This is a genomic window from Paenibacillus sp. KS1 (assembly GCF_001680695.1).
Taxonomy (GTDB): Bacteria; Bacillota; Bacilli; order Paenibacillales; family Paenibacillaceae; genus Paenibacillus_B; species Paenibacillus_B suaedae.
Window position 1 is genome coordinate 14,685 of record NZ_MAIS01000016.1, and the last position, 21,325, is coordinate 36,009.

The 21,325-nt window shown below is 48.0% G+C and carries 22 protein-coding genes; 4 read left to right on the top strand and 18 right to left on the bottom strand.

The annotated features are described in order from the left end of the window. Positions 1 to 17: 17 nt before the first annotated feature. Positions 18 to 1,010, top strand: coding sequence for an ABC transporter ATP-binding protein (locus BBG47_RS07620; protein WP_065291235.1), 993 nt, complete (start codon positions 18 to 20; stop codon positions 1,008 to 1,010). Continuing rightward, positions 1,007 to 1,966 carry an ABC transporter ATP-binding protein gene (locus BBG47_RS07625; protein WP_065291236.1) on the top strand — a complete coding sequence of 320 codons (960 nt, stop codon included), beginning with the start codon at positions 1,007 to 1,009 and terminating at the stop codon, positions 1,964 to 1,966. The genes BBG47_RS07620 and BBG47_RS07625 overlap by 4 nt, the downstream gene beginning before the upstream one ends. 129 nt (positions 1,967 to 2,095) lie before the next feature. On the opposite strand, the gene BBG47_RS07630 is transcribed toward BBG47_RS07625, so the two are convergent. The 18 genes from BBG47_RS07630 to BBG47_RS07715 all read right to left on the bottom strand — a co-directional run bounded on the left by BBG47_RS07630 (position 2,096) and on the right by BBG47_RS07715 (position 20,387). Then, entirely contained in the window at positions 2,096 to 3,190 is a 1,095-nt protein-coding gene (locus BBG47_RS07630) for an acyl-CoA dehydrogenase family protein (protein ID WP_065291237.1), read from the bottom strand. Between the two features lie 73 nt (positions 3,191 to 3,263). Continuing rightward, the gene (locus BBG47_RS07635) at positions 3,264 to 3,719 is read right to left on the bottom strand and encodes a GNAT family N-acetyltransferase (RefSeq protein WP_065291238.1); all 456 of its coding nucleotides are present in this window, start codon (positions 3,717 to 3,719) and stop codon (positions 3,264 to 3,266) included. A 96-nt stretch (positions 3,720 to 3,815) separates the two neighbouring features. Further along, positions 3,816 to 4,103, bottom strand: coding sequence for a hypothetical protein (locus tag BBG47_RS07640; RefSeq protein ID WP_065291239.1), 288 nt, complete (start codon positions 4,101 to 4,103; stop codon positions 3,816 to 3,818). A gap of 94 nt (positions 4,104 to 4,197) precedes the next feature. After that, positions 4,198 to 4,710, bottom strand: a complete 513-nt coding sequence (locus tag BBG47_RS07645; protein WP_083189145.1) for a GNAT family N-acetyltransferase — start codon at positions 4,708 to 4,710, stop codon at positions 4,198 to 4,200. A 32-nt stretch (positions 4,711 to 4,742) separates the two neighbouring features. Beyond that, a complete protein-coding gene (locus BBG47_RS07650) occupies positions 4,743 to 5,510 on the bottom strand; it encodes a DUF4184 family protein (protein WP_065291240.1) in 768 nt (255 codons plus the stop codon). 2 nt (positions 5,511 to 5,512) lie between these two features. Then, on the bottom strand, positions 5,513 to 5,767 hold the full coding sequence (locus tag BBG47_RS07655) for a DUF2164 domain-containing protein (RefSeq protein ID WP_065291241.1): 255 nt from the start codon (positions 5,765 to 5,767) through the stop codon (positions 5,513 to 5,515). Between the two features lie 56 nt (positions 5,768 to 5,823). Beyond that, positions 5,824 to 6,816: a phosphotransferase gene (locus BBG47_RS07660; protein ID WP_065291242.1), complete on the bottom strand. Its 993-nt coding sequence runs from the start codon at positions 6,814 to 6,816 to the stop codon at positions 5,824 to 5,826. Between the two features lie 428 nt (positions 6,817 to 7,244). Continuing rightward, on the bottom strand, positions 7,245 to 7,784 hold the full coding sequence (locus tag BBG47_RS07665; RefSeq protein ID WP_065291243.1) for a DUF402 domain-containing protein: 540 nt from the start codon (positions 7,782 to 7,784) through the stop codon (positions 7,245 to 7,247). Positions 7,785 to 7,953: 169 nt separating this feature from the next. Then, positions 7,954 to 8,769, bottom strand: coding sequence for a hypothetical protein (locus tag BBG47_RS07670; RefSeq protein WP_139070690.1), 816 nt, complete (start codon positions 8,767 to 8,769; stop codon positions 7,954 to 7,956). Positions 8,770 to 8,888: 119 nt separating this feature from the next. Next, complete coding sequence (locus BBG47_RS07675; protein WP_065291245.1) at positions 8,889 to 9,641, bottom strand: vWA domain-containing protein; 753 nt, start codon at positions 9,639 to 9,641, stop codon at positions 8,889 to 8,891. Between the two features lie 49 nt (positions 9,642 to 9,690). Further along, a complete protein-coding gene (locus tag BBG47_RS07680) occupies positions 9,691 to 11,727 on the bottom strand; it encodes a hypothetical protein (protein WP_065291246.1) in 2,037 nt (678 codons plus the stop codon). Between the two features lie 100 nt (positions 11,728 to 11,827). Beyond that, positions 11,828 to 12,103 (bottom strand): WXG100 family type VII secretion target, encoded by a 276-nt coding sequence (locus BBG47_RS07685; protein WP_021253116.1) that lies wholly within the window; start codon positions 12,101 to 12,103, stop codon positions 11,828 to 11,830. Positions 12,104 to 12,222: 119 nt separating this feature from the next. Beyond that, complete coding sequence (locus tag BBG47_RS07690) at positions 12,223 to 12,540, bottom strand: DUF4176 domain-containing protein (protein WP_065291247.1); 318 nt, start codon at positions 12,538 to 12,540, stop codon at positions 12,223 to 12,225. 196 nt (positions 12,541 to 12,736) lie between these two features. Further along, the gene (locus BBG47_RS07695) at positions 12,737 to 13,906 is read right to left on the bottom strand and encodes a WXG100 family type VII secretion target (protein WP_065291248.1); all 1,170 of its coding nucleotides are present in this window, start codon (positions 13,904 to 13,906) and stop codon (positions 12,737 to 12,739) included. Between the two features lie 4 nt (positions 13,907 to 13,910). Then, positions 13,911 to 14,774 (bottom strand): hypothetical protein, encoded by an 864-nt coding sequence (locus tag BBG47_RS07700; RefSeq protein ID WP_083189152.1) that lies wholly within the window; start codon positions 14,772 to 14,774, stop codon positions 13,911 to 13,913. Positions 14,775 to 14,792: 18 nt separating this feature from the next. Continuing rightward, positions 14,793 to 18,824 (bottom strand): type VII secretion protein EssC, encoded by a 4,032-nt coding sequence (essC, locus tag BBG47_RS07705; protein ID WP_065291249.1) that lies wholly within the window; start codon positions 18,822 to 18,824, stop codon positions 14,793 to 14,795. A gap of 36 nt (positions 18,825 to 18,860) precedes the next feature. Further along, positions 18,861 to 19,193 carry a hypothetical protein gene (locus tag BBG47_RS07710; RefSeq protein ID WP_021253121.1) on the bottom strand — a complete coding sequence of 111 codons (333 nt, stop codon included), beginning with the start codon at positions 19,191 to 19,193 and terminating at the stop codon, positions 18,861 to 18,863. A gap of 246 nt (positions 19,194 to 19,439) precedes the next feature. Further along, positions 19,440 to 20,387, bottom strand: coding sequence for a helix-turn-helix transcriptional regulator (locus BBG47_RS07715; RefSeq protein ID WP_065291250.1), 948 nt, complete (start codon positions 20,385 to 20,387; stop codon positions 19,440 to 19,442). Between the two features lie 103 nt (positions 20,388 to 20,490). Between BBG47_RS07715 and BBG47_RS07720 the strand changes: the two genes are divergently transcribed. Beyond that, positions 20,491 to 20,856 carry a VOC family protein gene (locus BBG47_RS07720; RefSeq protein ID WP_065291251.1) on the top strand — a complete coding sequence of 122 codons (366 nt, stop codon included), beginning with the start codon at positions 20,491 to 20,493 and terminating at the stop codon, positions 20,854 to 20,856. Positions 20,857 to 20,882: 26 nt separating this feature from the next. Continuing rightward, positions 20,883 to 21,296, top strand: a complete 414-nt coding sequence (locus BBG47_RS07725; protein WP_065291252.1) for a GNAT family N-acetyltransferase — start codon at positions 20,883 to 20,885, stop codon at positions 21,294 to 21,296. The last annotated feature ends 29 nt before the right edge of the window (positions 21,297 to 21,325 follow it).

Consider the following 21,325-nt stretch of genomic DNA (forward strand, 5'->3'; position numbering starts at 1 on the left):
CGAGGAGGATGACGAATATGAAGCCTTTATTGGAAATCAACGACCTTCACGTCTCTTTCCACGTCCGTGGCGGCGAGGTGAAGGCAGTACGCGGTATCAATTTTCATGTGAATCAAGGCGAGGCCGTGGCGATCGTAGGCGAGTCCGGCTGTGGCAAGAGTGTTACGGCGCAATCGATATTGCGGCTGCTGCCAAGCCCACCTAGCAAGGTGAAGCAAGGCGAGATACGCTTCAAGGGAAATGATCTTCTGAAGCTGAAAGAACGTGACATGCAATCGATTCGCGGCAAGGACATCGGCATGATCTTCCAAGATCCCATGACTTCATTAAATCCGACGATGACGATAGGTCGACAGATTACTGAAGTATTAATGAAGCATCAACAAATGACCGCTTCACAGGCGAAGGCACGGGCTATCGAGATGCTGTCTATGGTTGGCATTCCGAATCCAGCTTCTCGCTTCCAGCAATACCCGCATGAATTCTCGGGAGGAATGCGCCAGCGCGCGATGATTGCCATCGCACTTGCCTGCAAACCATCCCTGCTAATCGCAGATGAACCGACTACAGCGCTTGACGTAACTATACAAGCTCAAATCTTGCGCGTTATGAAACAGCTGCAGCAGGAGATGGGCACATCCATTATATTAATTACACATGATCTCGGAATTGTCGCTGATCTATGCGACCGAGTCATTGTTATGTATGCTGGTAAAATCGTTGAGACCGGAACGAAATGGGATATATTCAAAAATCCACAGCATCCTTATACGAAGGGCTTGCTCCGTTCCTTGCCTCGTCTGGATCAGAAGAAGGAGGAGCCGCTTATTCCGATTTACGGCACACCGCCAGATCTGATTAAGCCGCCAGCAGGGTGCGGGTTCTGCGCTCGCTGCAATGAAGCGATGGAAGTCTGCATGTCCTACGATCCGGAAGTAACGAAGGTAGGCGATTCGCATCAAGCGAAATGCTGGCTTCTCCATCCGCTGGCGCAGGAGGTGGCTCGATGAGCAGAGAGGCATTGCTTGAAGTACAGGGATTGAAGAAGTATTTCAATCTAGGCCGCGGCAATATATTAAAAGCGGTTAACGATGTCAACTTCACCATCCATAAGGGTGAGACCCTCGGTATGGTTGGTGAATCCGGCTGCGGGAAGTCCACTGTAGGACGAACTGTCCTGCGCCTTTACGAGCCGACAGGCGGTAAGACAATCTACAATGGAACGAATATTTACAGCCTGAAGCGCAAGCAGATGGCAGCGGTGCGCCGAGAAATGCAGATGATCTTCCAAGATCCGTACGCTTCGCTTAATCCGCGGCTCACCATCTCTGATATTATTGGAGAAGCTATCGACATTCACAAGCTAGCTGCGAGCCGCGCAGAAAAGAAGAAACAGATCGAAGATCTCCTTGATCTTGTTGGCTTGAATCCAGATCACGCTACTCGCTATCCGCATGAATTCTCAGGCGGCCAACGACAGCGTATCGGCATCGCTCGCGCGCTTGCCGTAGATCCAAAGCTCATTATTTGTGACGAGCCGATCTCCGCACTTGATGTGTCCATCCAAGCGCAAGTCGTTAACTTGCTGAAGGATCTGCAGGCTCGGCTTGGACTCACCTATTTGTTCATCGCCCATGATTTGTCCATGGTCAAGCATATTAGCGATCGCGTGGCCGTCATGTACTTGGGCAAAATGGTTGAACTGACTGATAGTGAGACGCTCTACAATGAGCCGCTTCATCCTTATACGCAAGCGCTCATGTCCGCCATTCCTGTTCCCGATCCAGATATCGAGGCGCAGAAGGAGCGAATTGTGTTAAGCGGTGAACTCCCAAGTCCAATCAATCCACCGAGCGGTTGTCATTTCCGTACGAGATGCCCCGCGGCAACTGAGCAGTGTGCGGCTGCTGTACCGGAATTCCGTGAAGCCAAGCCTGGTCATTATGTAGCCTGCCATCTCGTTTAGGATGTATCCAATTATTTCAGACCCAAGCAATGAAGGCAGAGAAGAGAATCAGGAGACGTTCCTCCTACCTCTACTCTGCCTTTTTCATGTCGTTTCCAAGCTATCCTGGAAGTGATATATGCCTCTTACTTAATCAAACTTCACTAACAATGAGTGATGACAGACAGTCTGCAAGTCCCGATATATTTGATTGATTGGCGCATCCTCCATAACTGCATGGATGCCCAAGTACGGGAAAAGCGCATTGGCCGATGATAAGGCTGCTTGTCCAGCTTCCTTACACCGAAGTGATACTTCCTGTACATCCGTGTCCGTGAGTGCCGTGCCCTGTGTATGCTCGTTCCACGATTTCTCGATAGCCTGATAGAACGCACTTACCGCTTCCGTCAGCAATTCGTTCTGAATGATGATTTTATTCGATATAGAATCATAACGGTTCACCGAAGCATTCTCCCATACAGCGCGATTCTGCTCCGCAATATTTCGTGCCTCTTCCAGGAAGTGCATTGCCAGCCCTATGCTTACAGCAGCGAACGAGGCTTCTGCAAAAGGCAGGAACGGATAGCTGTATATCGGGTTATCGTAAAGACCATTTGGCTCCATAATGCTAAAGGTTCGTTCATCAGATACAAATACATCATGTACGACAATGGAATGACTTTCTGTACCCTTCAAGCCAAATGCGTTCCAATCCTTCACGATCTCGACTTCATCCGGCCAGAATACGAATGAACGAATGACCGGCTCCGCTGCAGATTCCACTCCAGTATCCGATTCGGCATGCTTTTGAACCACACAATTGGCGGTGAACACAGTCGCATATGTGGAGCCGCTGCAGAACTTCCAGCGCCCATTCACCCGGTATCCGCCCTCAACCTTCACAGCCGTGCCGCTTGGATGCCCCGATCCTGCTACAACCGCATCCTTCCTCGTATAAGCATCCTTCGCCACTTCTGGCGTCATAAATGGTGCAAAGAAGCCGCCTCCAGAGCCAATCGTTACGAGCCAGCCGAAGCTGCCATTAATCCAGGACGTATGCTCGAACCATTTCAACGCTTCGGGAAGTTCTGTCATATTCCCCTGTAATTCAGCTGGTACGAACAGCTTGAACAATCCCCGCTCATAAATCCATTGCAGCAGCTGCTGGGGAAGCTTCCCCTCTTGTTCAATGGTCAAGGCCTGATCTCGAATGATGCGAATTTCTTCATCGGTAAAATGATTCATCGGTAACACGCTCCCACTCTTATCAACGTATGGATAAATGCAAATCTATCTATTTATCCATTATAGTACACGTTTACAAGATAAGGCGGAGACGAATCATATCTACGCAAGGAATTCCATTCTCTTCGATCGGTTCATCATAGTGAATGACGAAGAAATCGGTATCGATTCCGCAAATACGGAAGCCGCATTTCTGATATAAGCCGAGCTGTGACAGACTGGAGTTCCCAGTACCTACCTCCAGCACTTGATAACCAAGCTCTCGAGCGCACTGAATGGCATGCTGTACAAGCTGCTTTCCATAGCCCTTGCCCTGCCACTCTTCTGCAACCGCCACATTCACAAGCTCAAGGGTGTGCGGGCGCGTCGGAAGCAGAAGTACAGCTCCAATCGTCTCTCCATTCACATTCAATGTATAACCGATACTGCGATGCAAGTATTGATTCACGGCAGCTTCTTCCGGATCAGCAAGCAGCAGCAAATCTAGTGGGATGTTACGAGTTTCCGTAGGAATAATGAGTGCTTCCAAGACAATTGTCCTCCTCTAAGCTGTCTCTCACTTCTCACCTGCATGGTTGAATCAAGTGAAGGACAGAGTTTGTGTGTGGATTCATGAGCATGCAACTTACGCCATCTGACCATATTCCTGGGCATATGCACCATGCTGTAAATAATGCTTGTACAGGTGGAAAAACACACGTATTCCCCCATAAAAGTTAGAGTCATGCTCACTCTTGCGTATTAAATAAACCGTATCCTCAATCGAAGGTACTTGCCCTTCCTCACACATCCGTTCATACTCCACAAAGTCGACTTCGAACAATCCTTTCTCCTCGCCTGTCTCCGTAGCGTAAGCGTATAATGCCGTGGAACCTTCCAACTTCTTCAATTGATAATGTATCGTTGAAGCCATTGCAAATCACCTACTTATGTATAATGTAGAATCTGTCCCGCTTCCCGTGTGTGGTGAGCGATTGTTCACAACGGAGTAGTCGGATATCTGCCTGTTATAACGACAGTTGTCTCCATTCCATAGCGATTTCCGTATGCGGTTCTCCACCAATCTCAATTTCCTTCTCGCCGACGATTATTGCACCGGTACGACGATAAAATTGAAGAGCACGATTCCCTTTCAAAACCCACACCAACATATTCGTATGTCCGAACGACTTCGAATGCTCCATCACGTGTGAAACCAGCTTGCTACCGAGCCCTTGTCCTTGAACGGTCGACAGCAAGTAGAGTGCATATAATTCTGCTCGATCCGGAAATTGTTCACTCCGGCTTGGGCCACCCATCGCAAAACCAGCGATTTCCTCAGTATCCTGTACTGCGACATATATACACTTGTCAGCTGTCAAATGTCCTATTGCATGTTCCCACATATTTTGTCTAGCTTGTACAGATAAGCCTGACAAATAAGTATCTGATACAATCCCTTGATAGGTAGTGCGCCAGCTGTCAACATGAACACGTGCAATACCAGGCGCATCGCCAGCCATCGCTTTTCGAATTTGCAATTGACTCCCTCCTCTACAGGTGAGTTCATCCTCTACTTGGGATGATGAGAACCTCTTCCACTCCATTTCGCGTGCATGGCAGCCAATAATAGACCTAGTAACGATCCAGAGAATGGTGCAACAACTAGGATACCGATCCAATTCGTTCGGCTGCTGAATAATAGCTTAGCCATAAGAGTAAGCATTGCGACGAGTACGACAATTGCCCAGAAGGTACGCTTCCTTGCGCTCGGCACACGCTGCAGCTGAGAAGACAGAAGCGTAGGGGACACTTGTCTGCCTATTCGATAAATCCAATACACTTCAACAGCAAGTCCTACCATGGATAAGGAATGCTGAATCCATTTATAGATTGGGATACCGACAGCGGTTGCTTGAAGCTGAGGCAACTGCTGAACGGCCCATCCGCTTTGATGGGTGAAGCTGTCCACCAAGACATGAGAACCAAATCCGATTGAAACCGACAGGATAAATAGCAGCCACGCTCCAATTGACGGTAATCGCCAGGTAGAGACGAACGCCAAGGATCGCCGATCAAGCTCGAAGTACGAGGGCAAATGACGAGCAAGCTGCTCCTTCATGATGAGATGAAATAGGAAAGCAAACAATACACTCAGAGGGATTGCTTCCAACAGCAATCCCTTCCACGTATGGCCCATCAATTGGTACGGTTCAAGCATGATAAAATATTCAAAGTCAGGTGCCATGCTTCCAAGAACTAGCCCCGTCACACTTAAGTATTGCGGCGCAAGACGCTGAACAGGTGCAGCATACAGTGGATGTACGAAGGTAAAAGGCATGATTATCTGCTGTCCTTCTCCGATTTCTTCATTGCATATAGATCCTCTTCAATGCCAGCCATACGCTGCTCCAACATCGCACGCGCATCCTCGATAGCCTGATTATATAAGTACGGCTCGAACATCTTCAGTAGATAATCAACAAGCTCCTCTGCCTCGAACATGCCCAGGGATTCTCCACGCTCTGTCTCAAAATACTGCTTCAAATCCTCTATCCATTTTTCCTTCTGCTCTCTAGGCAGCTTCTTTACATTCATGATGTCCCTCCTAAGTTGCTAAGTCGCTTGTTTACTTCCTTCTATCGATGAACTTATTATAGACGACCTACGAATTCAACAGACAGCGAGTTGAAATACTCCATCTTCTCATCAATAAAATCATCGCCCGAATCGATGCTTCCGACAATATGTAAATCATGGAGACATAGTCCCATTAACCACAACTGACGTGCAGCAACGAATACGGGAACTGCTCGAATATCGTCTTCGTTAAGTTGACGTACAGACTGATAGCCCTCTAGGAATGCGTCCCACAACTCTGACAGCTTTCCAGGATCATTACCTAAGCGCACCTCTCGAGCCAAGCGAAATTCTGCTATATCATAAGCGCGGTAGCCATAACCGCACAAGTCAAAGTCATAATGAGTATACGTCTGATCGCCGCTGTAACTAATATTGGTATTTCCGTGCAAATCCCCGTGGCACACTCCCCAATCCAGACATGAGAACTGTGTAATTTGCTCCTTCAATGCGCTGCCAATGGCCATCAACTTCTGAACATCTTCGGGCCTATGCTGAATTCGGTCAGCAATCACCTGCAGCGGCTTATCGATTAGATAATGCTGATCCATAACAGGGCGCTCATATGAACTTGTAAACGTATCTGCTGCACTGTGCAGCTGCGCTACTGCTTGTCCGAACAATCGGCTAATGTCGGCATTGTCGATTGAGCGTTCTTCTCCCACAGCATAGGTGAACAGGACGCCAAATCGAATACCTTCAGGCGCTTGGAGCGGATGAACACGTTCCCCATTCAATGCCGTAATCGGTGAGGATACGGATATCCCCTCAGCTTGTAGATGAAGAAGGAAATCCATTTCAAATTCAACCACTGCCTGGTGTCTTCTCCAATCTCCACGATATACACGGAAAATATACAGGGCGTCATCGCCATGCACCTTATAGGTATCGTTCATTCCGCGCAGCAAAAATTCAACCCGCTGAACCTTGCCTACAGCATAATTTTCTTCTATCCATTCCTTAAGTGCTTGCTCGCATAATGTAGAATATACAACTGGAAAATGCATTTGACCCCACCCTTTTCATGTCCGACTGACATACTCTCTTTTTACGTTTCCTTCCTATTTGCTCAATGTGAGTGCAGCAGCGATAAGAAGCAAGGCCAGTGTGAGCGCATACATGACAATTGCTGTTGGGCTGGTATATCCATACCCGCAGCTCAACGAAGAATAGGCTGTTCACTTCTGTATCAACCAAACTGCAAGGTACATATCTTAGACGCATCAGGTATGGAAAAAGTTTCAACCCACACCCATCCCTTGGTCAAATGAGAGTTGAAAATTGGTTGGCTTATGGTGACTAGAACTAGACTAGCCTACTGCATACCAATACGAAATAATTTCCAGTTATAGATAGGATCTAAATACGGGTCAAGTTATGCAGAAATGCGAACAAGTGCTATAAAGAAATAAAGAAGACTGATATCAGTCTTCTCTCATGGCACAAACAATTGCTGCATCATTATAAAGTCCTCTTTACTTCGTCTAACTAATGGGTGTTCCTTCACTTCATGAACGAGTCGGGAAGCTTCTTTCACAGCTGTGCTGTATTGATCATGGGTAATGCGTCCCCACTCCAGAGCTTCTTCCAGCTCATCTTCATCCAAGAGGAAGATATGGCCCGATGGCAGCAGCACAACGTCCAAGTACAAGTCGTCGAAATAGGGGATGCCCCGATCATCCGTTCCGACCGGTTCACAAACATCCACGTACCACTGCATGACCTCTCCCTGTTCATCAAATACAGTCGTAATGGAATAATGCTCATGCAAGGGGAAATATTGCATCCAGCAATATCCTGTATCTACGAGCTTTATTCTCTTCCCGTCCATTGTCACTGTTAACGGCTGCCGCACCGCATTGAATTTAATCAGAGAGATGTAGCCTGTAAATTCCGGAGAATCTACTTCAGTTAGCGCGAACTGCTTGGACAAAATCCGTTTCCAATCGTAGCGATCTGCGTGTTTTCTCTTCATGTGGCAACCTTCCTCAGCTCGGATGCCGTCTCTTTATTTCCCATTGTCGAGCACTGCAGTTCGTCACCTGTATCTGCAGATAGACAAGAGAGGCCCAGCTTCAAATTTCCTTTGCTACGATTATACCTTACTCGCAAGCGTTCGGCATGTGATATATTGTCATATCTCCTTATTTTCCGCAAGATGACCAGCTTATGTCGAGCAGAGACACATCATCCTCCAGCATTTCTCCATTTCGATGCTCCAGCTTGTGGCGAAGCAGTTCGTCTGCAGGCGGATACGGCAGGCTGTCCAATTCGGATAACCCGTCGGTATACACCATCAGCCGAAAGGGTGCATTGCCTTCAATATGGTGGTGCAAGGTATGAGCTCTTCCGCCGATGAGACCACGATAGACTGACCACCGTTCTCCACTTGAGCTGGAAGTCTCGAACAGATTGCAGCTTTCTTGTCCATGCTGCCATAACCGACGTCGCCCGTCCCCATGCCATGCAAGCCATATTCGACTATACGGCTCTGCTTCATCCGTTCCATCAGTGCCATCGATCCGCCCGCAGGTGAACATCGCCTCGCTCCCGATTCGTTTCTTGTCTTCCAATACTTCCTTCACAAGTGGAGGGAGTCCCGAGGGAATCGGCAGCCCAGACATTTGCTCAGCTGCTGCATCACGTAGAGAATCCAGATAAGCATGCAAAGACTTGGCATTCAATTCAGACTGAACAGCAATCCAGTCCAATAGATGGGCCCCTAGAAACCTCGCAGCAAAATCTCCTTGGTAGCTCAAACTGACCCCATCGCATAATACAAAGCTGAGCGAACCACCATCTATGCGAAAGGCCAAATAATCTTGATTGTTATCCTTATATTGCGCCGTCTCTCCCGCTCGTGCGTAAGCAAATCTACAGCGAAAAGAGGATTGCTCGATCGTCATTAACGGCTGATCCACCTGTTGGGAACAACGGTAGTGAAAGGATGTCAGACTCAATCGGATTCACCCTGCCTTTCTTACGTAATCCAAGCTGTATCGTTGTACAATAGGCATACGGAGATTGAATAGCTTCCTGCAATCTCTCCTCATTGTGAAGTCCCTTCGTTAGGAATCAATTAACGCACAGGAGTAGCGGCAGACATTTGGAATCCGATCGAGACCAGCTCTGGACAATTTCCGGGCAGCATCATGTGGGCTCCTGATGAGAGGTGATAATCCGCCTCCACCAACATCTCACGATAGCTTTCCGGCAAGATCGAAGACATGCTTCGCAGCTTCTGTGCATGTTCATCGGTAAGAATGGTATCCTGCACGATCCCCTTCCACCTGCGGGGTTCTTCAATTGGTGTATCCAACATGTGATCCGTAATAAATATATTCTCGATAAGCACATTGCCATCCGGCACACTCATTTGCATAATCCGCCTAGCAATTGGCGCTGGATCATCCCCAGTAGCTACTCCATCTGTCATATGGCAAATTAGCGGAGCAGGGCAGTCCTGCATATGAGGCAGCTCGGCCTCCAGCAGTCTCTCTGCCTGAAGGAACGCCTTGGCTGCATCAGAGAAGCGAACCGGCGTCAAATCCGGCAATGCCCCCATGCTTGCAATTTCGTCAATTCCCTTGATGCCATTCAGCACATCATAGACATCGTCACTGTAGGCCAATATTGCAATGCGATAGCGCGGTGTCAGACGATTTCCCTTCGTAGAACGGAATACCATCTGTCGAATCGCTTGGGATAATGCTTCATATACCACATCGATTCGCCGTCTTCCGGCCATCGTCATATTCATGGAAGCACTGATATCAATTAAATAGATGAGAAGTGCAGGCGTGCGCTGTGAAGCCTGTATCGTGTAGTTCATCCGTCCAATTCACCTCATAGCATGTTATTTCAATCGTGCCTGATCCGCGCTAAATATCAGGCAGCATATAGGACGTATCATTCAAGAACTTATAAATATGTCCGGCCCTCGTCCCCACCTTGCCTACATTTTTGAAGTAGTCTGGATCCTTTTCATACCGTTCTGTAAACTCTAATGCATACTTTGAAGCATTATTCACATTATTTCTTGATAGTGCATTATACGCCTTATTGTAAGAGGCAATCAGCAGTACCACATCACGACTGCGAATCTTCTTTAATTGAGCAGCTTTCTCCGCAGCCTGTGCGGCCTGTACCGCTTCCAGCCGTTTGCGCTCCTGCTCGCGAGCCTGTTCTATTTTCAGCTGTTCATCCCGATTCTTCTTCCACTCCACATACTTCTCATATTGCTCTTGTTGATCATACTGGGCCTGCAGGCGTTTCCGCTCCGCATCCTTCTTCTTCTGTTCCTCCAGCTTCTTGATGCGCTGCTGTTCCTCTATGCGCTTCTGCTCATCTTCCTTGCGTTGCTGTTCCTCTTGCTTGCGCGCTTCCTCCTTGCGCTGTTCTTCCTCACGAAGCCGTTTTGCTTCTTCCTGCTTCCGTTCCTCTCCCGCCTTCAACTGTTGAGTCTTCGCGTCAAGCAGCGCTTGTTCTTCCGCAGCCTTCTTGACCGCATCTTCGTTCATCTGATTCACCACAAAAGCTCCACAGCCAAGCAATAGGAGTGCTGACGCTACACTAATGATCGCAATCGCTCGCTTCCCTAGCTTGACCTTAGACCGTGGCATTTGATCTGCTTCCCTTGCAAGCTTCTGCTCCAAGTCTTGAATCGCCGCAGCCAGCTCAATATGCATCGGACTTTCCTTCTCAACAAAATGATGAGCCGATCGGTACACTTCCAAGGCACATTGCAGTTGATTTTGCTCTTCTAGTTCTCTTGCCTGCCGGAACAGGCGATTGACCACATCCGGATCAACATCGGCCCGAGCAGGAATAAGGGGGGCGGATACTGCATCGGGTTGTACAGCAGAATTCTTTGTGCATCCTTCCGCCTCTTTATCTATCGCTTTATCCTCTGAACGCTGCTCATGAATCGCTTGCGTTCCTTCAGGCGCATTCTGCTGCTTAATGTCCATAACGATCTGTTCTTCCTCGTCTACGCCATTAAGCACAATCAACCATTCACCGAAGGTCGGACAACTGCTCAAATCCTGGCTTTCCCAAGCGCGTGAGAACAGATCCGATACTTTGCCGCCATATCGTTCTGTTAATACATGCTTCAATCCCTCATAACGCTCGCAAGAGGTTTGCATTTCACGTTGGTCGAAATAGCTCTCGCCCCATGCCTTATCCACGATCTGCTGAGATGACCAACCAAGCATCTCTGCAAGAAGAATGCTGCCTGCGAATCGATCTGCATATGCACTCCACATCCCTGTCAGCAGCGCACGATGTGCAGCATATCCTGGAGAGCCACTGAACAGCACATCCGGTCGATCCATCTTAGGACTATAGAGCTGCTCCACATCTACCAGTTCAATCGATAATGCCTTCGAACTCTGCTTAACTTCCGAGAAAAACGGAAGCATGACATTCGGCGCAGACAAATCGCAATGTGCCAGACCTCGCTGCTCCATACCGGAGCATACTCGTGCCAGCGATTTGGCAATCTGCAGGCTGTCTTGGCGTGTCAGCCGATTATGTTCTGCAACGATATCCAGCCACGTCGGGCCATGTATCCACGGCATTACCACTGCATAGAGCAAATCCGTGCTCTTCTGGATAAGTCCTCCGTTTTTCTCAGGGGTCAATACGTTCCGACTGCACACGCTTAGTCCTGGAAGCTCACTATAGGTTTCGAGCAGCTCAGATTGATATACCATCGCAGGGATACGATACTTCGGATGGAACACTTTGAGCGCCTTTGCCTCTACAGCATCTCCTCGGGTTGGAAGCAGCTGATAGATGACACCCTGTCTGCCAGCCTGCGCATATACGAGGCCAGGAGCTGCCGGATGTTCGCCGAACCGATATTCGATATCTTGAATAATGATCGTATCTCCTGATTGTGGCTGAAATGACATAATTCCTATCCTCCCGAGATGATGCATCTGTATGATGTAAGAAAAACCGGGAGTGTCCTACGCCCGGCTTCCTCTTTGTATTCAAGTAAGAATTGAACGATTAGCGCTGTTCATCCACAGAGCGGAACTTCTGCGCAATAGCCTTCAATTCTTCGCTAATTGTGTTCAAGGTTTGAACGAAGGATTGCATCTGCTTGCTTGCTTCTTGGAATTCTTGGAAGAAGCGCTGTTTCGTCATCCCTTCCCATTGACCTTCCATTCCTTGAATAGCCTGTGTCAGGGTAGCTACGATCTGTTGACTCTGATCTCCACCCTGCTTGAATTGATTCGACACTTGATCAACCTGTTCCGGTGTAATTAAAATGCGACCTGCCATGTTTGTTCCTCCTTTTGGTAGACATAGACATTTGAACGACAAATAAATTATGCAAATATTTCTATTCATAATTGTACATGAAATCTATTACAAATTTAAAAGAGTCTGCAGTCCTAATTCTAAAATGTGGACTCCTGAGCCTGAGGAACGCTCTGAAGTACGAGTTGGAACTGCTCTTCTTCCACATCGGTATAGCCAACGTGGACAATCATTTCAATGTCTTCCTGATTGAACAAATAGGAGTAGTTCTCATCAATATACCCTTCAGGATATATGACTCCCAAATAGTCGAACAAACGGTTCGTAGTGAGCTGCAGCTGCTTGCGGCCATATATCATTAATTTTTTGCTTCCTTCATGCAGCAGTACGATAGAGCCGAGTGGAAGCAATGCATCCTCTCCATTCCCAACATGTTGTTGTTCAGTCTGATTCCCCATAATTCATCCTTCCCTTTCTACTCTTGCATCCTACAATTCTTATCGAACCTGCACACGCGATGCGACGAGCTGATCATATTAACCAATATACAAATAACATGAGCAGTATTCTGATCCTACAGAGCGATAAATAAATATCATAATATAGTTCCTATGTCATAAATTAGGTCAGTCTATTAGACCCGTTTTAATAGCTTCAACTAGGCAGCAGTTTACCTACTGAACCGAACATATCTGAAACCTTATTCACGACTTTGCCAGCAGCCTTCGTTGCACCGCTCTTCACCGCTTTAACGCCATCTTGAACGGCTTCAGTTGCCGCTTTCGTTCCGCTCGCAACGGTATCAGTCATGGTATCCACCACAGTGTCAACGGCATCAACCGCATGGGTCTTGATAGACTTGCCGTTAATGGTTACCTCCGTAACCATAGAGATAGCAGCTCCTGTTGCTAGCCCTACACCTGCCCCTACAATAGTGCCGGCAACAGGAACGACTGAACCTACCCAGGCTCCCACGGCAGCACTCGCTGCCATGGTACCTACTCCGATTGATCCATTCACAACAGTACTGGCAGCTGCACGACTAGGGCCACCCTTCTCGTAATCCGTCATGACTGCGGTACCTGTATCGTATGCAAGCCCCGCATATCCAAGCTTGGCACTCCATCCCTTGATAGAGAGCGATTCCTTTGCTGCAACTACTGGATCAACGAATTTCCACACATTTGCATGATTCGCTGCATTCGATGCCGCATATCTCGTTCCTCGAATCCCCTCAGACAGTGCGAATTTCGATCTTGCACCGCTGATTGTCACATAGCCGTCTCCACGAACATTCACATTGAACCCGCTCTTCGCCATATTGATCATGCGGTATCCGTCTTTTCCATAGCCATACATTTCAGGAGTCGTTGGCTTCCAATTCCAACCGCCTGAACCTTTATCCTCTTGTGTGCCAATCGCCCGAACAACCGCATTTGGGTTCGATATGGCGCCTACCCGTGTCCCTAGAGCAGGGATAATCAGTGATGCCCCCCCAATCCCTATCGTTGAATATAATGACGCCGCCGAACCGATTTGATAGGCATGGCCTAGAATCGGGTGCGCTTGCTGATCAGCTGATTGAAACTGATCCGCCTTGGACTGAAGCTGCTGGCTTAAATCAAACAAAAGCGTATGTATTTGAGCCGATAACCGAGAAGCTTGCTGCCATTTTTCTCCGATCGCAGCCTTAATAGAAACCTCCCACTCCAGCGTCTGCAGAGAACGTTCCAATGACGATTGAATCGCATTTAATTGCTCCGCTGTTGCCTGCAACTGACGGCTCCCCTGACGAAGCGCATCCGGCGTTACGATAATGCGCACGATGTCACCTTCCTTCTTCTATAGAATGCTGGCGTTCCCACTCGATTAACAGGCCTTCTAGTTGTTCCTTTGTTGTTAATGTGGCAGTCAGCCAATCCTCATCGCCTTTGGAGCTTTGCCGAATAAGCCAATTGCGGGAACCTCCGACGAGAAAAGCAGCTCCCTGTACATCCCAGCTTTTCTCATTCCACACAAGAAACAAGAGCTCCCCTTCTGCGGTACGATGCTTCAGCGAATGCGCCAGGGCCATTGCTCCCGCTTCCTCTCCATCGAAGGTCATTAGCTGACTAGTCATTTGCTCTACGGTAAGCTCAGCCGCATGCTCATACAGTTTATGGAAATGCCTCTTGGACAACATAACAGCGGTTATCTCACTTTCCGGCTGATCAGCCCAGTTCATACGGTTCACAATGACGGAACATGCCTCATTCGTCGAGTCATATTCTCGAAAGGAGCAAATTTCCGGTTGGAGCCGCTTCTGTGCTCGTTCGATGACTAATTCATTCGTAAAATGAAAATAGCCTTCGTATACTTCGCGATTAGGCCCCTCATCTGCTGCATTTGAAAACCGAACCCAGCAGGATCGATTTGCCAATCCCGTTACCGCTACCGTTGAATAGACGTGAGATGGCATAGCCAGTTCTCTGCCTCCAGGCTCTTCCGTTAAGTATCCCTTGCGCAGCAGCGCAGCTTTGACCTTATTCCATTCTTCTGCAATTTCCTCAGTTAGATAGCCCCGAAATGGATCCTCGATCCCAAGCAAGCGATCAGATCCAATGATTCCAGCAAGAAAATACAATTCTTTTACGTGAAGCTCAATACCACTTCTGCCATCTTGCGCTTGTAGATATGGTTCGTTACTCGTCACCAATGTGTCCACCCCCCATCAGACCCGCACTTTCCAACGTTTATCTATATGTGTTGTCCATGCGGCCGGAGTCCATTTTTCATCGTAGGGTATTGCTGTCTTTATTTTTGTAAATTTACGTCTAACAAAATATCCTTGACCAGGAGGAAGCACCTTCGACCCACTAGGACCAGAAGACTGCGACTCTGAGATCGGGATTCGGAAGAAGGACAGATCATTCGCATCAATCGTCCCAAATAAAAATCCAGCTTGCGATGCTTTGACATCGTTAAACCAGTCCACCCCGAAGGTTGGAAAATCAGACGGAACCCCTGCCAATACGAGATGTACCCCTTTATCCCGACCTTGGCGTACGATCGCAGACAGTTGATCTTTGACCGTGTAATCTGTGAGCTGCTTGCACAGCATATCTGCATCATCCATAACCAGCAGTAGGATTGGATCTCCTCCATCCTTACTTCGGGACGCGACCTGATCATATACTTGCTGAATGAATCCAGGAATTCGCTCTTCCTCTGTTACAATCTCCCTTACATGAGGCAAGTCTCTTAGCGAAGCAACGCCATTGTCCCCATATCGAACATCAATCGCATAGATATGCAAACGTTCTGGAGACATATGATAAGCCAAAGACAGCATCCAGCTCGTAAGGAATGAGGTCTTGCCGCTCTCCATAGGACTTGCGACGACGAAGTGAGGACCTTCCTTCAAATTGACCAGATATGGCTCCAAATCATCTGTGCGCACGCCAACAGGCACGGGTTGCAACCGTTCCGAGCATTGCAGCTGCTCCGCTTCTATGATCTCGCTTTCCTCGTATGAATCGTCGTGCAGCTTCAGCAGTTCACTAAGACGCACACGCTCAGGCAAGCTGCGAATGAGTGGGGCTGCAGCCCCTTGCCAGGAATTGTGCATCAATCGAATCTGTGAACGCAACTGAAGAACACGTTCTACATCATTGTTCCCATCCGCAGGATAAGCAGTCTGGAATTCGATCGGTACCCCGTTATGCTTAATGAGTCCGCGACCTGCCTGCAGCCGCGCCGGCGTTCTAGCCGGTCTGCCCACAGCAAAGTAATAGTCGCTTGGATCAGCTAATTCATACGAAATCGCATTCGATATATTGCTACGGAATTTGTCAAAAATATCGGTTACGCGATTGGCTGTAATCACGAATGAAATGGCCAAGCTGCCGCCTTCTCGAAGCAAATATTCCAAACATTCATTCTCATCCGGATAGGAAGTTCGGAAATTCAAATACCCGTCAATGATAACAACAATATTCGGCACCGATAGCTGTGTTACCTGCCGATAAGAAGCAATCGTCTTGACGCCGGCTTCGGACAACATCTCTGTTCGTTCCTTCACCTTCGCTAGAAGATAGCGGAACAGCCGCTTGAGTCTATCTTCATCCTCACCTGCAATTACCGCGCCCACATGAGGCAAGTCAGTATAATCCTTCAGCATACGCCCCATATCCACAACATAGCCGTGCCAGACATCAGGTTCATACTGCTCAGCGAGAGACATAAGAAGTGTCTGCACAAATGTTGTCTTTCCCGTTCCTGGCATTCCGTATACTGCCCAATGTTCATGATCCATTTCGATGCCAAGCGGCTCCTGCCGTTGGTTCATGACGTCATCCAGCAAGCCTACAATTGGTTGTATTCCCTTAGAATCACCGGTAACACCTGACAACGTCCGTGTACGCTTGAACAATTCACTGCGTCCTAGCTCTTGTGGCAGCGGGGCGAGCCATGGCCCTTGCAATCGATTAATTCCCTCACACCATGCCGCCTCGGCAACAGCATCAATGAATACTTGAAGCTGCTTCAGCTGATCTTGCTCGTCATAGGCCGACAATAGTGTATCACTAGGCAGCAAAGCCTCCATCTTCCCGTTCAGACGAACCTCGCTCACTTCAATTCGCAGCGGCTGACCTTCCTGACACTTTACTAGATAAGGGGCACCGCTCCATGCGAATTGCATCTCCTCGAACACTTCGTCACTGCCCACCTGAAAATACCCGCGCCCCGGATGCGTAATCCAAGCTGCATTCGGAATTTTGAGCATATCCCGACTATCGCCTTCACTCTGAACACGAAGGCAGATGCGGAATCGTGTATTGCTCCATATCTTCTCATCCACTACCCCGGCAGGCTTCTGAGTCGCCAGCAGCAAGTGAACACCTAATGTACGTCCAATAGCTGCTATACTGATCAACTCATCCATGAATTCTGGCTGCTCCTTCTTAAGCTGAGCAAATTCATCAATGATGATGATCAAGTGAGGCAGCGGATTCTGATAGCGAAGCGGCGACTTGTAATACTCGTCAATATGCTGCATGTTTCCCGCATCATTCAAGATGTGTTGTCTGCGAATCAGCTCAGCACGAAGCGATACCTGTGCACGTTCGATCAGGCTCTCGTCTAGATTCGTAATGGTTCCTACGACATGAGGAAGTTTCTCGAACGTATTAGACATTCCTCCGCCCTTGTAGTCGATCAGCATGAAGGCCACATCATGAGGGTGGTATTCAGCTGCCAGTGAAGCAATTAGCGACTGAATAACCTCACTTTTGCCTGAGCCTGTTGTTCCTGCGAGAAGTCCATGTGGACCATGCCCCTTGCGTTCAATCTTGTCATGGAGATTCAAGGACACCAGCTTGCCACCAGCACGCACACCTACGGGCACTGGCAATGTATCTGGATATCGATTTCGATTCCAGCGTTCCACCAGCTTCAATTGCTCAACTTGTTCTACACCGAACATATCGAACAACGTTAGAACGGGTGGAAGATCTGAAGCAGCCGAACGCTTCAAGCGAATCGGCGCCATATATCTTGCCAGCGTATCGATCTTGTCAGCAGATAAATGATCCATATGGAAGGAATGCTGAACGATCCCCTCCTGATCCGTTTTTTGCGTAGATACAGCAGTATCTGCACCGACTTCTACAATAAGGCGGCATTGCATCGGAAGCCGCTCCTTGCGATCAGACAGCACTAGGGTACAGCTGTCCACTCGGCTCGCTTCTTCTAATAGAAGAGGATATAGCGGCTCTTCCTCGATCATTTGGCTATCCTGCAGCAGAACAACATAAATGGGAAGCTGCTTCTTCTTCTCGCCGGTCGTCTGGAAACTCTTGCGACGATTTAGAATTCCATACAATTGATCAGCCAATTGATGCGCCGTACTACGCCGATCAGCCAAATAACGCTGTGTGCGATCATCATTCCATGTATGCGGAAGCCATCGCAGCCAGCCCCAATTCTCTGCTTCCTGCTCATTGTAGAGCGCAGCTAGCTTCACCTCATCAGGCGAATGCCTTGTCGTCAGCTGAGCAATCACAATCCGTACTGCTTCCATAACGGAAGCTCTGTCTCCAACGATTCCGACTACCTTCGACTCATACAACGGCAAGGTAATTGGAACCTCATCTACACTGCGAGAATCTTGTTCGAGCTTATGAGCCGCCTCGATAAGCGGATCCTTCTCGTAGCCATCGGTTCGCGGAGTAATGATTGGCATATAAAAAGGCACTTCTCCGGTGCCAATGCGAACATCCATAAAATCAACATCAAAAGGCCCGCGTTCCCACAGGCTGCTGTTGCGATTTTTCACAATTTGATGGCACACATCTGGATCACCATGAATCGCATACATCGCTGCTCGCTGCTCGTGTTGCTTCTCGATAATCTCCAGGCGATGCTTCTCCAATTGAGCCAGATACATCTGACTTCGTTCCGCCTGCTTGCGCACGTACTGTCTTTTGTTGCTCAAATACAAGAAAAATGGAAGCGTATAAGACATAAGCATCATCGAAATGGTAATCATTTGAAACATCATATAGTTACTATTGCCCATCTTCCCTGACATGGACATATATATGTAGAATCCGATACTGACCAAGGTCATCACAATCGGAATAATCAGTGTAACGATAGAGAACGTCGGACGCGACGGTTCAGCAGGAGGCCGTAATATCTCAAGCTTCTCCTCTGGTAATTCCGGCTTAATGCGAGGCGATCTCTGATACATCACGTTCACATTGAACAACTCCTCGTCTCGTTCCTCTTGTCACGACTACTCGGTATGTTCATCAGCCTCATCGAGTTGGAACAATGCTCGGCGACCAAACGATGGTGCTGAATCTGTAGTCGTGGAGAACGCTCGCTGTACGCGAATGTATGCCCCTTCACGGACACCTGCCTCCAGCAAACGCTGCTGCTCAGGAACAGTACTCCATAATCCTTCTGGCTGCTTGACTTCCAATATATATTGCATATGATTCTTCGGTGGTTCTCCGAATAGCTTCAGTCCAAGTATTGCCTTCAACTGAACTACTGTACAATCATCCGCTACATCAATATCGAACCACTCACGGCCTTGTCTTCCAAAAGAGACGGTAAGTATCATAAGCTAAGGCACCTCTCACACCAGCACGTAGTGATAAGTCAACTCTAGCACCATTTGACTATTATTGTCAATTTATGTGAAATAACACTCTATTAATTCGTTATTCCTACCAAATTTACTCCAAATCTATTACTTCTCTGTTTAGTATATATTGGGATCACACAATTACAATAAGCCCAAAGACGGGGTTTAACCCCAGAATATCCCTCAAATAGACTGGTAATAGAGATTCATAGTGTACCTCTCTTAGTGTTGATATTGTGCAATTAACTGCTTCGCCTTCTGCTGAATCAACTCTATAATCTCTGGAGGTTCGATGACATGCGCATCTGTCCCCATTCCAAACAGAATGTCCGCCAAATAGCCTACTTCAGTCGCCGCGATCACGTGATTGATCACACCCGTTCCATCTTCGCGCACAGTCAGCGACTTATCCAACCATGGATCGGTTTGACATTTCCGAACCCCAAGCTTCGTCAATTCAACATAAATGGCAACAACATCGTCCTTCAGTTGGGGAGGCTCGAACCACTCTTCCAAGCTCATTAGCTCTAACATAGGTACCGTATGCTGCTCTACCTCGCTCACCTCAAGCATGCAATCCGCACGGAACAACCGATACCCTTTCCGCTCCATACAGTAGGCTGGGCAATACCAATATCCATTATGGGCATATAGGCCGATTGGGACGATGTCGCGCAATTCCTCTCCTCTGATGGAAGCATAACGGATCTGGATCACCTTATTGTTGAGCGAAGCATGCAGCAATTGCTGCAAATGCGGTATATCCTGTTCACGAGGAGGAACCCAAAATCGTACACAGCGCTTCATCGCGTCGATTTGCTTTTGTGTATGTGGAGACAGCACCTGATAGAACTTCGATAACGCTCTCGTGGTATCCTTGCCAAATGGGATTGTCTTATATTCTTGCAGCAGCTGAACGGCGAAAAAGATAGCAAACGCCTCCTGCTCCAGAAATGTCAGCGGCGGAAGCAGCTTCTCCTTCAACAAACGAAACCCGCCCCTAGGTCCATACTCCGTATATAGAGGAACACCAAGCTCTTCTAATTGGCGCAAATCCCGCAATATTGTCCGTACCGATACACCACTTTCTTCCGCCAGCTCACGCGCGGTAAACTGCTGCTTCTTGTTCACGATCATCATCAACTCAATGAGTCGCTGGGATTTGTTCATGTCCAAGACTCCCCCTATCGTAAAACGATTTCATAACCATGACATCATTTGTCATAGTTAGATGGTACAGTATGAGCAGTACGAGATACAAGGAGGAAATAGAATGATACGAAAAATGGAATGTGCCGCATTATATACTGCCAACATAGAGGAATCCGTTGCTTTCTACACCGCAATTGGGTTAAAAGAGAGTTGGACGATCACACGCCCTCTTCCAAATGGGGAACCATGGACAATTGTGGGGTTGTCTTTCCCAGATGAACGCAGCTCAGAGCTTGTGCTGCAGAACAACCCTGAGTTGAAAGAAATCGATATCGAACTTCTCGTTGATGATGTACGAGAGACGTATGCGAAGCTGCAAGAGCGGAATGATATTCATTGGATTCGAGAACCGTTCCCTACCGAATCCGGACACGTTGCCGTCATGGAAGCTCCAGATCACAACGTGTTCGTTCTGGTTGGCAAATAGTAAAGAATATTGAGGATGGGATTGCGGTGTACATACGACTGGCAAAATGGGAAGAAACGAGCGCAATTACGCATTTCTTCAATGAAAGAATAGATCTGCACCATGATGGGTTGACAAGCGGAGAGCTTCGCTGTCCAGATGGGGTTGCTGCTGCAATTAAGCGCAAGCAGCTGCTTGTCGCCGTCATCGGCCTGCGCTTGGCTGGAGCATTGCGGTTCTACCCTCGCAAAGGGAGTGAGCGCATTTCTCTCTATCAATTTGCTGTAGCGGAACCGTTCAGGGGGCAGCATCTGTTGCGACAAATGCTGGATACTTTTGCTCCTCATCCGATAGAATCAGTCTGCCCTATTCAGTCCAGCTTCAATAGATACTATGAGCATAATGGATGGAAGCTGGAAGATTCGAGTGCAACCCGCAATTGCTGGGTTCTCTATGTCTAGATGAACAAAGAGGAAAGAGGGAAGGATGC